Genomic DNA, 13,186 nt, shown 5'->3' on the forward strand with positions numbered 1-13,186 from the left:
CACAAGGTTCGCGCCCTTTTTGTAGCTTGCCCAGCCCTTACAGCTTGCCGGTAAGTTCCGGCACGATCTTGAACAGATCGCCGACCAGGCCGATGTCTGCCACCTGGAAGATCGGCGCATCTTCGTCCTTGTTTATGGCGATGATGGTCTTGCTGTCCTTCATGCCGGCCAGATGCTGGATCGCCCCGGAAATGCCGACGGCGACATAGACTTCCGGCGCGACGATCTTGCCGGTCTGCCCGACCTGATAATCGTTGGGCACATAGCCCGCATCAACCGCAGCCCGGCTGGCGCCGACCGCAGCACCCAGCTTGTCGGCAAGCGGGAAGATGACCTCCTCGAAGGTCGGCCCGTCCTTGAGCGCACGCCCGCCAGAGACGATGATCTTGGCGCTGGTCAGTTCGGGACGCTCCAGCTTGACGATCTCGGCGCCGACGAAGCTCGACAAACCCTTGTCGCCAGTCGAGACGACGGCCTCCACCGTACCGGAACCGCCGTCGCGCTCGGCCTTTTCGAAGGCCGTGCCCCGGACGGTGATGACCTTCTTGGCGTCCTTGCTCTTGACCGTCGCGATCGCATTGCCGGCATAGATCGGGCGGGTGAACGTATCCTCGCTCTCGACCGACAAAATGTCGCTGATCTGCATGACATCGAGCAGCGCGGCGACCCGCGGCGCGATATTCTTGCCGTTGCTGGTGGCGGGCGCGATGAACGCATCATGATGCCCCATCAGTTCCACGATCAGCGGGGCGACATTCTCGGCCAGCGCATGGCCGAATGCCGCATCGTCGGCGACATGGACCTTGCCAACGCCAGCGATCTTTGCGGCTTCGGCGGCGACGCCATCGACGCCCTGGCCTACGACCAGCAGATGCACTTCGCCCAGCTTGGCGGCGGCAGTAACGGCAGAGAGGGTCGCGTCCTTGACGGCCCCGCCCTCATGTTCAACCCAAACGAGCGTTTTCATGCGGCAACTCCCATGGCCTTGAGCTTGGCAACCAGTTCATCGACATCGGCGACCTTGACGCCGGCGGTGCGCTTGGGCGGCTCGACCACCTTGAGCGTTTCGAGGCGCGGCGCGATGTCCACGCCATAGTCCGCAGGCGTCTTCTGCGCCAAGGGCTTCGACTTGGCCTTCATGATGTTGGGCAGCGACGCATAGCGCGGTTCGTTGAGGCGCAGGTCGGTGGTGATGATCGCCGGCGTCGACAGCTTCACCGTCTCCAGCCCGCCATCGACTTCGCGCGTGACCGAAACGCTGCCGTCGGCAACCTCGACCTTCGACGCGAAGGTGCCCTGCGGCAGGTTCAACAGCGCCGCCAGCATCTGGCCGGTCTGGTTGCTGTCGTCGTCGATCGCCTGCTTGCCCAGAATGATAAGGCCAGCGCCTTCCTCTTCCTGCACCTTGGCGAGCAGCTTGGCCACGCCCAGCGGTTCGACTTCATCGTCCGTCTGGATCAGGATCGCGCGATCCGCCCCCATGGCGAGCGAGGTCCGCAGCGTTTCCTGCGCCTTGGCGACACCGATCGACACCGCGATCACTTCGGTCGCAACACCCTTTTCCTTCAGGCGGATGGCTTCCTCGATCGCGATCTCGTCGAACGGGTTCATGCTCATCTTGACGTTCGCCAGGTCGACGCCCGTCCCGTCCGCCTTCACCCGCGGCTTCACATTATAGTCGATGACCCGTTTTACGGGCACAAGGATTTTCATGGCTCGCTCCATTTCTATAATGGTCGGACCATTAAAGAGCGATAAGCGTCTGTCAATCCCGTTCGGTCCGGCCATTGCGACTTTCTAGGCGTCGGCTATAGATTTGCGCATTCCTATCGGAGCGCACCCTATGGCATCGTCCCCGTCACCCAAGCCCAGTTTTGCCCCTATCAAGACGCGCCGCGCGTTCGAGGTGATCTGTGAACAGATCCGCGAACAATTGGCGGCGGGCACGCTCAAAGCGGGGGATAAGCTGCCCGCCGAACGGGAATTGGCGGTCGAATTTCAGGTCAGCCGCAGCGCGCTGCGGGAGGCGCTGCGCAGTCTGGAGGTCGCGGGAATCATCCGCAATGTGAAAGGCGCGAAGGGCGGAGCGTTCGTGCAGACGGCCGAGCCGGACCGGATCGTCCAGGCGATGCAGGATTATGTGCATCTGGGCGACATTTCGCTGGGTGAGCTGACCGAGGCGCGGTTGGCGTTGCAGGACATCATCGTCCGTCTGGCGTGCGCGCGCGCCACAGAAACCGACCTTGCGGAGTTGGAGGCGATTGCCGAGCGAACCAAGCGGGAAACCGGCGTGGAGGCGCGCTATGCCTGTGCGGTGGAATATTATGCCGTGCTAGCGCGGGCGACCAAGAACCGCATTTTCGGCATCTTCGTGGATTCGCTGTCAGCAATCCTGCACGAATTTGTGCGCGGACCGGACTATGAGACATTGCAGCAGTCATTGATCGAATCCCGGTTCAAGCTGGTGCGGCATTTGCGGGCGAAAGATGAGGAGGCGGCCGTCGCGGAAATGCGCAAGCATCTGGAGCGGGTGCATCGCCACGTCCGCAAGAACAGCAAGGCCGCCGCCAAGGGCTGATTGACCGCGCCAGCCTCGCCATGCAATAGGTAGGACCATTGAACATATGGCTTCATAGGTAGGTGCGGCATGGCGGATGATGGCAAGAGAGTGATGGCGGGCGCGCTGGACGGCGTGCGGGTGCTGGATTTCACCAGCGTCATGGCCGGGCCTTTTGCCACCCGGATGCTCGCCGACCTGGGCGCGGAGGTCATCAAGGTGGAGTCGCTTGAGGGCGATCAGGTCCGTGCGCGGCCGCCCAAGCGGGACGGCCATAGCGCCTATTTCGGCAATCTGAATGCGGGCAAGCAGTCGATCGCCTGCAACCTAAAGTCGCCCGATATCATTGACCTTATCAAGCAACTGGTCGCCACCTGCGACGTGCTGGTGGAAAATTTCCGGCCCGGCGTCATGGCGCGCTTCGGTCTCGATTTCGCGGCGCTGGCGGCGATCAACCCGCGGCTCATCTATTGCTCGATCTCCGGCTATGGCCAGACCGGGCCGAAGGCGCTGTTCCCGGCCTATGCGCCGGTGATCCATGCGGCCAGCGGGTTCGACATGGTGAACCTGCGCTATCAGGATGGGGCGGATCGGCCCGCGACCAGTGGCATCTTCATCGCCGACGTGCTGGGCGGCACCCATGCGTTCGGCGCGATCCAGGCCGCGCTATATCAGCGGGAGCGGACGGGGCAGGGGCAGCATATCGACCTGTCGATGCTGGAAGCGATGGTGGGCATGCTGGTGTTCGAAACGCAGGAAGCGCAATTTCCCGGCGACGCGCGGCGGCCGCTCTATACGCCGCTCAAGACCAATGACGGCTTCATCATGGTCGCGCCGACCAGTCCACGCAATTTCGAGCAATTGTCGGACGCGGTCGGCCATCCCGAATGGCGCGACGATCCGCGCTTTTTGACCAATGCGGATCGCAATGCCAATTGGGCGACGCTGCTGGCGCTGACCGAGGCGTGGACGATGGAGCGCAGCGCGGAGGAGGCCGAGGCGATCCTGTCGCGCCATGGCGTGCCCTGCGCCCGCTATCGCGAGATTGGCGAGTTGCTGGACGATCCGCAATTGGCGGCGCGGGGGGCGTTCGCACAAGTGCATGACGATGCGGGCGCTTTCAAAGTGCCCAATCCGCCCTTCCGCATGAGCGGGTCGCGGGTCGAGGCGCGGGACCATGTCGCGCGGCTGGGCGAGGATGGCGCGGCGGTGCTGGCCGGGCTGGGCGTGAGCGCGGAGGTTGTCGCGGCGTTGCGGGCCAGCGGCGATCTGGGCTGACACGCGGGTTTGTGAAAGGTGCGAAGTTCACACCGTCGTGGGCTACGCATTTGCGTGGATGCGGAATGGTGGCGTGAATTTCGCAATAGGAGATTTTTTGCGAAGTTAATTCGTGTCCCTGTGCGGACGGCGCGCGGGGTGGAGACGGACGGTTGGAAAGAGCAAGGGTGGATTATGGCATGAGGTCGGGATGTAGGACAGGGGGAGGATGGCCGATTTCGGAATGTCGGGTTCGGAAAACGCAGAATGAGATAGCTGCAATTCGTCGGGTGCTGAGAAACACGTTTTGTCGCGCAATATTCGTCTCAGAGAGGAAAGCAGCGGCTATGGCTGTATGAGCCTGAGCGGAGCAGTTTTGGCTTGCCCGGGAAGGATAAGTTCGTCTTTTCCCGCAATCATCGCTGATCCGCGCTGAATCTTCTTGGCCTCATAGAGCGCTGCATCGGCGTTGCGTAGCAACTGGCCGCGATCGTTGACCTGGCCACCCAGCCAGCAAGCACCGATCGTCGCAGACACGTTTAGCATCAAGCCATTGGCGCTGACCGAGTATTGAAGGTCGCACAACAGGCGACTTAGCAGGCTGGAAAGATCCTTGAGAATCGCCTGATCTGAGATCAGCAGGACAAACTCATCACCGCCGAGCCGTGCGGCGAAGCAGTTTGAGAGATAGTCTGCCTTCAGCCGTGCCGCCATCACGCGCAGAACCTCGTCACCGGCATGATGCCCAAACCTGTCATTCACCGCCTTGAAGTGATCAAGATCGATCAGCAACAGGGCGCAACGCTCTCCGTTGGCGAATGTCGCCTTGATCTTGTCGTCAACAAATTCGTTAAAACGTCCTCGGCTTGCAATGCGAGTTAGATCGTCGGTGTGAGCAGCGTGGCGCAGCGCTTCTTCCATCATGAAGCGAGCGGTAATGTCCTGAAAAACGCCGATAAGCGCGATCGGTCGCCCTTGGTCCATTTCGAGTTCGCCCATGCTCCGGACCCGTCGATACTCTCCTTGTGCGTTGTTGAAATCCACCTCGACATCGAAAGGTTCGCCGGTCCTCATAGTGCGATCGAGTGAAGTGGCGATGGTCTCCCGCGCCTTGGGAGGAAAGAAATCCAGCGCCTTATCAAGAGGCTTGCCATCACCTACCGGAACGCCGTGGATCGCATAGGTTTGCTCTGACCATTCGGTCTGGCTATCAGCGAGGGTCAAACGCCACGACCCGACATTCGCCATGCGCTCGGCTTGGCGAAGCTGACGATGCTTCCGGTCCAGCGTCCGAAGGGTGCGGCTGCGCTCTTCGGCAAGACGGACAGCTGTGGCGGCCGATAATCTTGTAGCAATGAGTGTTTCCACCAGATGCGCCAGTTCAACCAGAAGCTGCATGTCACCAGGATCGACATCGCGCGGCGTGTCATCAATCACACATAGGGTTCCCAAGGGAAGCCGCTTTGACAGGGTGTTCTCCATCTCGGCGCGTATCGGAACGCCCGCGTAAAAACGTATATTGGGTGCGCCAGTGACCAGGGGGTTGCTGGAAAATCGATCGTCTCTGGTCGCATCCGGAACGATCAGAATATCATCGGCAGCGACGGCATGAGCGCAAAATGCAAACTCACGCGGAGTCTGATCTACATCGAGGCCAATCTTGGCCTTGAACCATTGGCGATCCTTGTCGACTAGAGATACCAGAGCGATCTTATAGCCGGTGAGGCGCTGTGCCAATTGAACGATCGCATCAAACTCGCGCTCTGGGGGCGTGTCGAGAAGCCCCAGGCTATCCAAGGTGGCAAGCCGCGCATGTTCGAAATCGGCGAGCACGTCATCTTCTCCGGAGTCGATTTTTGTCATGCAACTCCATTAACCACAGCAGGTTAATGGATAGTAGTGGTGATGTGTCGGCGGCCGACCGCCAGCTTTTTCGTGGCCCACGCAACAAAGGGGCCTGAAGGAATGGCCGGTTTCGGGGATCGAAAAATCGGCGTCTCACGACCACAAGTGGCGCATACCAGCCATTAGGCGGGAGACGCCCTACAGCCCTCCCGCCCACACCCTCTTTACCGCAACAACTCCCGCGCAATCGTATTGCGTTGAATCTCCGACGACCCCTCGTAGATCCGCGTAATCCGAATGTCGCGGTACAGGCGCTCGATCGCAAAGCCCCGGCAATAGCCTGATCCACCGAAAATCTGGACCGCCGTGTCGACCGTGCGGCTGCCTGCTTCGGTGGCGAACAATTTGGCCATGGACGCCAACTCACGTTTTTTCTCGCCTTGGTCATAGCGCCAGCAGGCGTCGAGCAGGATCAGGCGGGCGGCGCGCATGTCCGTCGCCATGGTGGCGATATAGTGGCGGATCGCCTGGAAATCGGCAATGACGCCGCCAAAGGCTGGACGCTGTTTCGATTCCTCGATCGCCAGTTCCAGCGCATATTCGCCCATGCCGACGGCGGTGGCGCCGACATTCATGCGGCCTTCGTTCAACCCTTCGAGCGCATAGTGGAAGCCGCGCCCTTCTTCGCCGATCAGGGCTTCGGGTGGCAACTGGCATTCGTCGAAGCTAAGTTCATAGACGCCGGGCGTCGCGGTGCCCATCAGTTCGATCGTGCCGGTGACGGCAAAGCCGGGCGTGTCGGCGGGCATCAGGAAGGCGGAAATGCCGCCGCGTGGCCCCGCTGCCTTGTCGGTATAGGCATAGACGATCACATATTTCGCGTTTTTGCCGTTGGAAATATAGGTTTTCGAGCCGTTGATGACCCAGCCGTCGGCGTTGCGGGTGGCGGTGGTGCGCATCGAGCCCGGATCGGAGCCGCTATTGGGTTCGGTCAGCGCAAAGGCGATCGGGATGTCGCCCGCCACCATGCCGGGGATCAGCCGCTGCTTTTGTTCTTCGGACGCATGATAGACGATGTTGCGGGCGCCCGGTCCCATGAGCGGACGCAATTCGGTCCAGAATTGGGGAGGCAGGCGGGCAAGCTCGATCTGCACCGCCGCCTGCGCGAGCGCGCCCAGACCCAGGCCGCCATATTCTTCCGGCAGGGACAGGCCGAAATAGCCATTGTCGACCAGCGTTTGCCGCACGATCGGCGGGACTTTGCCGGTGGCCTGAAATTCCGCTTCATAAGGGAGCAGGTCGCGCACGATGGCGCGGGTGACGTCGCAAAATTCCTTGATGTCGTCGGGCAGTTCAAAGTCCATCTGGTGCCTCCTTCTTATCCGAATCCATGGGGCGGCTGTGCGCCTCTCACTAATGGTCCTACCATTACGGTAATGGTCAGTCCATTACAATTTCTGCCTATTGGGGCAAGGGGCGCTGTCCTTTGGGGCAGTTGTTCTTTAGAGATGGCCTGGCCCGATGGCGCAAAAGTGCGTGGGCGCAGGGTAACAAGAGTAAGCGGCATGGCGACCGATCCGTTCGACCTTAATCTGCGCCACCTGCGCGCGCTGCTGGCGATCCGCGAACATGGCAGCATCACCGCCGCGGCCGATGTGGTGAGCCTGTCGCAACCGGCGCTGACGCAGGGGCTGGCCAAGCTGGAGCGGCAGTTTGGCTACACCTTTTTCGAGCGGCGGTCGGGCGGCATGGTGCCGACGCCCATGGGCGAGATCGTGATCGAGCGCGCGCGCGCGGCGCTGGATCATCTGTCGCAGGCGGCCAAGGGGCTGTCGGGCGTGTTCCAATATCCTGAGCGTTTGATGACGATGACGCAGTTGCGCGCCTTCCTGGCGCTGGCGGAGGCGGGGAGTTTCGCGGCGGCCGCGCATGGCAGCACCCTGTCGCAAACAGCAGTGCATCGCGCGGTCGGCGACCTGGAACAGATGATCGGCGGCAAGCTGGTCGAGCGGCGGGGACGGGCGGTGTGGCTCAATCCGGCGGGCAAGCGGCTGGCGCGCGGGACAAGATTGGCGGTGGCGGAGATCGTCGCGGCGCTGGCGGATATCGGGCGGGACAGCGGGAGCGGGAGCGAATTGATCGCGTTCGGGGCACTGCCATTGGCGCGGCCCTATCTGGTCCCCGCCGCCATGGCGCGAATGGCGCGGAGCGATCCGCGCGCCGCGTTCAAGGTGTTGGAGGGAAGCTGGCGCGAACTGGTCGAGCCGCTGCGCGACGGCGTGATCGACATGGTGGTCGGCGCGCTGCGACCGTTCGAGATTGCGGACCTGTATCAATTGCCGCTGTCGGAGGACCGGCTGGTGATCGCGGCGGGGAGCCAGCATCCGCTGGCCAAGGTGGGCAAGCCGACGATGGAGCAGCTGGCTGCCTATCCCTGGATCGTCGCGCCCGCCAATTCGCCGCTGCGCGAACAGTGGGAAAAGCTGTTCGGCGCGGGCAAGGTGCCAGCGACGCCGGTCGAGTGCGGATCGGTGATGATTATCGGGCGGTTGTTGACCGAGGGGGATTTCCTGACATTGCTTTCGCCCGATCAGGTCGCACTCCAGATCCGCAGCGGGCTGCTGACGCAGATCGGCCCGCCGCTGGAGGACAGCAAGCGGGTGGTGGGGATCACGACACGGCGCAGCTGGCGCCCCACCGCGACCCAGCGCCGCTTCCTCGACATGCTGAGCGAGGCGGCGAAGGGCGAGCGGGTGGAGGGTGCGCCGCCGGATTTGCGGGAATTGGGCTGGGTGTGAGCGCGCTAGGGCTGGTCGGAGACGCTGAGCGCGGCGATCCGCTCCGTCAGTCGCCCCGCGAGCGAGGGTCGGATCGGCTGCCCCGCCAGCAGCTTGCGCCATGTATTATAGCTGATCCCGAAGCGGGCGTTGAGCGCTTCGTCGGTGCGCCCGGTCGCCAATGCCTGCATCTGGACGATCATGCGTTCGTCCAGATGCACGCCGTTCCGGCTGCTGTTCTGCATGGCGTGGCCTCTCAGTCCAGCTTGATCCAGACCGCCTTGGTCTCCAGATAATCCTCGATATGGTGCGCGCCGGATTCGCGGCCGAAGCCGCTCATGCGATAGCCGCCAAAGGGGACGGCGGGGTCGAGCATCTGGTAGCAATTGACCCACACGGACCCGGCGCGGATGCCGCGCGCCATGATGTGCGCGGTGGCCAGGTCACGGGTCCACACGCCGCTGCCCAGCCCGAATTCGGTGGCGTTGGCGCGGGTCAGAACCTCCTCGATCGTGTCGAAGGTGAAGGCGGAGAGGACGGGGCCAAAAATTTCTTCCCGCGCGATCGTCATGTCGTCGGCGACGTGCGTGAAGATGGTGGGTTCGATGAAATAGCCCGCGTCATAGCCCGCGCCGGTCATGCGGTTGCCGCCGGTTAGCGGGCGGGCACCTTCGTTGTGGGCGCTGGCGATGAAAGCGAGGATCTTGTCCATCTGGGGCGCGGACACGACCGGGCCGATCTGGGTGGTCGGGTCGAGCGGGTCGCCGACCTTGATCGTCTTGGTGAAAGCGGACAGGCGTTCCATAAATTCGTCGTGAATGGCGCTCTGCACGAACAGGCGCGTGCCAGCCGAACAGATTTGCCCGGCATTGGCGAAGACGGCCATGGCGGCGGCGGGCACAGCCTTGTCCAGATCCGCGTCGGCAAAGACGATATTGGGCGACTTGCCGCCCAGTTCCACGGTCACGCGCTTCATCGTTCCGGCGGCGGCGTGGAGGATTTTTTCGCCGACGCCGGTGGAGCCGGTGAAGGCGATCTTGTCGACGTCCGGGTGGCTGGAAAGGGCCGCGCCTGCGTCACCCAGCCCTGTGACGACGTTGATGACGCCGTCCGGCACGCCCGCCTCCAGGCAGAGCTCGCCAAAGCGCAGTGCAGACAGTGGCGTTTGTTCGGCAGGCTTCATGACCAGGGTGCAGCCCGATGCCAGCACTGGCCCGGCCTTCCACACCGACATGCCGATCGGCCCGTTCCACGGGTTGATCGCCGCGACCACGCCGATCGGCTCCTTCAGCGTATGGGACATGACGTCACCCATGGCACTATTGTCGATCGTGTCGCCCGCGATCAGCGTCGCCTGCCCCGCATAATAGCGCAGCAGTGCGCCGGCGCGCGCTTTGCCCATGAAGGTGCGGCTGTATGGCGCGCCCAGATCGAGCGTGTCGAGCATCGCCAGTTCCTCGAAATGCTGCTCCACCAGATCGGCGAGGCGCAGCATGATGCGCTGGCGCTCGACCGGCTTCATCCGGCGCCATGGCCCCTCGAACGCGGCGCGGGCCGACTTGACCGCGCGGTCAACATCTTCCGCGCCGCCCTGCGCCACGGTGGCGAGCAGTGCGCCAGTGGCGGGATTGCGGGTTTCGAAACGCTTGCCCGACAAAGCGGGGACGCGCTGTCCGCCGATCAGCATGTCCTGTTCGGGTGTATCGAGCAGAGCGGGGCGGGGGGGGATGGTGAGTTGTGTCATGGAGACTCTTTCAGGCGGCGATGTTGGATGTGATGGCGTCTTCCAAGATGAAGCGGGCGGCGCGCTCGGCGATCATCATGGTGGGTGCGGAAGTGTTGCCGCTGATGATGTCCGGCATGACCGACGCATCGACGATGCGCAGGCCCGATACGCCGCGCACCCGCAGGCGATTGTCCACGACGGCCATCGGGTCGCTGTCCGGCCCCATCTTGCACGTGCCGGTCGGATGATAGGCGGTGTTGACGATCTTGCGGAGCGCCGCATCGATCTCCGCATCGCTCTGGTGCTGGATGCCCGGTTCAATTTCCGCGCCTGTCATGGCGGCGAGCGTGGGCTGAGCGAAGATGCGGCGGCACTCGCGGAAGCCGGCGATCAAGGTCTTCATGTCATAGGGATCGGCGAAGAAATTGGGGTCGATCACGGGCTTGTCTTCCGGCCGGTTGCTGGCCAGGCGCACCAAGCCGGCGCTTTTGGGCCGTAGCAACTGGATGAGGCCCATATAGCCGTGGCGACGCGGGACGGATCGCGCATCGAGTTTCAGGCCGGCGAGGAAGGTGATCTGAATGTCCGGGCGGCCGGTGCCGTCGGTGCAGAGGAAGCCGCCGGCCTCCGCGACATTGGACGCCAGCATCCCTTCGCGCTTGAACAGATATTTGAACGGGCTGGCGAGGATGCGGGGCAGCACCTTGGCCGAGACGGCGTAGGATTCGGCCGACGGATTTTCCATGGCGACATGGACGGTGGGGTGATCCTGCAAATGCTGGCCGACGCCGGGCAGGTGGTGGACGACATCGATGCCCATATCGCGCAGATGATCCTGCGGCCCAATCCCTGATAGCATCAGCAATTGGGGGGAGTTGGTGGCGCCTGCGCACAGGATGATCTCCCGCCGCGCGGCGATGGTGCTGCGCGCGCCGTCCTTCTCTATCTCCAAGCCGACCGCATGGCCGCGATCGAACAGGATGCGGCGGACCATAGTTTCATCAAGGACGGTAAGGTTAGCGCGCTTGAGGGCGGGGTGGAGGAAGGCGCGGGCGCTCGACAGGCGGGTGCCGCCCCGCTGGTTGAGGTCGTAGCGGCCGAAACCGTCCTGTCGGTCACTTGCAAAATCGTCATTGCGGCGATGCCCGGCCTGTTCCGCCGCGTCGACGATGGCGGCGCTGACCGGGTTCCAGCTTTTGGGCTTTTGCACGTCCAGTTCGCCGCCCTTGCCGTGCCAGGGCGTATCTGGACCGGCGTAATTTTCGACCGCCTTGAACGCGGGCAGGACATCGTCATAGGCCCAGCCGTCATTGCCTGCTTCAGCCCAGCCATCATAATCGGCTTTTTGCCCGCGAATATAGACGCCGCCATTGATGGCGCTGCATCCGCCGAACAATTTGCCGCGCGGGAAGTTGATCGTGCGATTGTTGACCGCCGCATTGCCGGTAAGCGCCTGTTTCCAATTATATTTTTCGTGCGGCAGCAGGAAGATATTGCCGACTGGCATGGCGGTCTTGAGGTTGACCGGCCATTTTTTGTCGGATGGTCCGGCTTCGATCAGGGCGACGCGGTTGGCGGGGTCGGCGGACAGGCGATTGGCCATCAGGCTGCCCGCCGAACCCGATCCGATCACGATATAGTCGAAGCTGTCGCTCATGATAGTGCGTCCTTGCGGCCGAGCGCGGGCACATGGCCCCGCACGGCGATGAAACCCAGGGCGTTGACGAGCATCAGGGCCGCGAGCGCGCTGAAGAAGCCGAGATTGCCCCAGTCGATGAGCAGAGCGCCCGCCACCGCGCTGACGATCGCGCCGACCCGGCCGGCAGCGCCCATCAGGCCTAGGCCGCGGGCGCGCAGGCCGGTGGGGAAGGCATGGGCGCCGACCGCGAACATGGCGGACTGGGCGGCGCTGGCGAACAGGCCAAGTGCGCCGAGGCAGGCAAGGACGGCGGCTTCGTTGCGGCCGCCGCTGATGGGGAGCAGGGCGAGCGTGGCGCACACGGCGGCCCCGATCACCGCCATCAGGATCAGCACCGGGCGGGAGCCGAAGCGGATGATGGCGAGCGACGCGATCATCGCGCCGATCGTGCCGCCCATGTTGAAGCTGGTGAGGCCCAGGCTGGCCGTCTGGAGGCCGAAGCCGGCGCTATTGAGCATCGTGGGCGCCCAGTTGAACATGAGGTAGATCATGAACATGCCCGAAAACATCGCCACCGCCAGCGCCAGCGTGTCGCGCAGCAGCGCAGGGCCGAACAGGTTGCGCATCGGTTCGTAGCGGGGGGCTTCGCCGGCCGCGAGCGGGATATGGGCGGCGGAGGCAGGGTCTGGATGGCCGATGCGGCGCAGGATGCGGTCCAGTTCGGCGGCGCGATCAGGGCGCTCCGCCAGGTAGCGGGGGGATTCTGGCAGCACGAACCAGAGCCAGGTGACGAAGATCATCGTCACCACGCCGCCCATGTAAAAGAGCCAGCGCCAGCCAAGGCCGGGCAAGATCAGCGCGGCGGCGACGCCGCCCAATATGCCGCCAATGGAAACGCAGACGACGCCGAAGGTGACGGCGACGCTGCGCCAGCGGACCGGGGTGAACTCCGCGATCATGGCACTGGCGGTGCCGGGGACGCCGCCCAGACCGACACCCGCCAGCGTTTTCAAGACGGCGACCTGCCACAGCGCGCCGGAAAAGCCGGTGAGGAGCGTGGCGATCCCGAAGATGGCGACGCCGGCGATCAGCGCGCCGCGCCGCCCGAAACGATCGCCGACCCAGCCCGACGTCAGCGTGCCGATCGCCATGCCGACGAAGCCGAGCGCGAAAACGGAGCCGAGCGCCGTTCGGTCGATCCCCCATTCCTTGAGCAGGGACGGTGCGGCAAGGCCGAGCATCTGGTTGTCGAGGCCGTCAAGAATGACGGTCGCGGCGATCATCAGCACCGACCAGATTTGATAGGACGACATGGGTATGTCGTCCAACATGCCCCCTGATCCCGCCGGACTGCTGCTGCTGCCTTCTATCGTGGCGACCGCCAA

The 13,186-nt window shown here is 63.5% G+C and carries 11 protein-coding genes; 3 read left to right on the forward strand and 8 right to left on the reverse strand.

Features of this window, described 5'->3' with window-relative positions; all coding sequences use genetic code 11:
• Positions 1–37: 37 nt before the first annotated feature.
• Complete coding sequence (locus tag CEQ44_RS08430) at positions 38–967, reverse strand: electron transfer flavoprotein subunit alpha/FixB family protein (RefSeq protein ID WP_088201730.1); 930 nt, start codon at positions 965–967, stop codon at positions 38–40.
• Positions 964–1,713 carry an electron transfer flavoprotein subunit beta/FixA family protein gene (locus tag CEQ44_RS08435; protein ID WP_088201810.1) on the reverse strand — a complete coding sequence of 250 codons (750 nt, stop codon included), beginning with the start codon at positions 1,711–1,713 and terminating at the stop codon, positions 964–966. Before CEQ44_RS08435 ends, CEQ44_RS08430 begins: the two co-directional genes overlap by 4 nt.
• A gap of 130 nt (positions 1,714–1,843) precedes the next feature.
• On the opposite strand from CEQ44_RS08435, the gene CEQ44_RS08440 reads away from it, so the two are divergent.
• Together CEQ44_RS08440 and CEQ44_RS08445 are read left to right on the forward strand one after the other, a co-directional pair.
• Positions 1,844–2,578, forward strand: a complete 735-nt coding sequence (locus tag CEQ44_RS08440) for a FadR/GntR family transcriptional regulator (RefSeq protein ID WP_088181877.1) — start codon at positions 1,844–1,846, stop codon at positions 2,576–2,578.
• A 69-nt stretch (positions 2,579–2,647) separates the two neighbouring features.
• On the forward strand, positions 2,648–3,835 hold the full coding sequence (locus tag CEQ44_RS08445) for a CaiB/BaiF CoA-transferase family protein (RefSeq protein WP_088181878.1): 1,188 nt from the start codon (positions 2,648–2,650) through the stop codon (positions 3,833–3,835).
• A gap of 324 nt (positions 3,836–4,159) precedes the next feature.
• Here CEQ44_RS08445 and CEQ44_RS08450 read toward each other — a convergent pair whose 3' ends face one another.
• A complete protein-coding gene (locus tag CEQ44_RS08450) occupies positions 4,160–5,677 on the reverse strand; it encodes a diguanylate cyclase (RefSeq protein ID WP_088181879.1) in 1,518 nt (505 codons plus the stop codon).
• A 206-nt stretch (positions 5,678–5,883) separates the two neighbouring features.
• On the reverse strand, positions 5,884–7,023 hold the full coding sequence (locus CEQ44_RS08455) for an acyl-CoA dehydrogenase family protein (RefSeq protein ID WP_088190010.1): 1,140 nt from the start codon (positions 7,021–7,023) through the stop codon (positions 5,884–5,886).
• A 201-nt stretch (positions 7,024–7,224) separates the two neighbouring features.
• Here CEQ44_RS08455 and CEQ44_RS08460 point away from each other — a divergent pair, with 201 nt between their 5' ends.
• Positions 7,225–8,457, forward strand: coding sequence for a LysR family transcriptional regulator (locus CEQ44_RS08460; protein WP_088190011.1), 1,233 nt, complete (start codon positions 7,225–7,227; stop codon positions 8,455–8,457).
• Between the two features lie 5 nt (positions 8,458–8,462).
• Here CEQ44_RS08460 and CEQ44_RS08465 read toward each other — a convergent pair whose 3' ends face one another.
• The 4 genes from CEQ44_RS08465 to CEQ44_RS08480 are packed head-to-tail and all read right to left on the reverse strand — an operon-like array spanning position 8,463 to position 13,186.
• Complete coding sequence (locus CEQ44_RS08465; RefSeq protein ID WP_088190012.1) at positions 8,463–8,681, reverse strand: hypothetical protein; 219 nt, start codon at positions 8,679–8,681, stop codon at positions 8,463–8,465.
• Between the two features lie 11 nt (positions 8,682–8,692).
• Positions 8,693–10,180, reverse strand: coding sequence for an aldehyde dehydrogenase (locus CEQ44_RS08470; protein WP_088190013.1), 1,488 nt, complete (start codon positions 10,178–10,180; stop codon positions 8,693–8,695).
• A gap of 10 nt (positions 10,181–10,190) precedes the next feature.
• The gene (locus CEQ44_RS08475; protein ID WP_088181895.1) at positions 10,191–11,819 is read right to left on the reverse strand and encodes a GMC family oxidoreductase; all 1,629 of its coding nucleotides are present in this window, start codon (positions 11,817–11,819) and stop codon (positions 10,191–10,193) included.
• Positions 11,816–13,186 carry an MFS transporter gene (locus CEQ44_RS08480; protein WP_254913832.1) on the reverse strand — a complete coding sequence of 457 codons (1,371 nt, stop codon included), beginning with the start codon at positions 13,184–13,186 and terminating at the stop codon, positions 11,816–11,818. The genes CEQ44_RS08475 and CEQ44_RS08480 overlap by 4 nt, the downstream gene beginning before the upstream one ends.

The sequence above is a fragment of the Sphingobium sp. Z007 genome, from assembly GCF_900013425.1.
Taxonomy (GTDB): Bacteria; Pseudomonadota; Alphaproteobacteria; order Sphingomonadales; family Sphingomonadaceae; genus Sphingobium.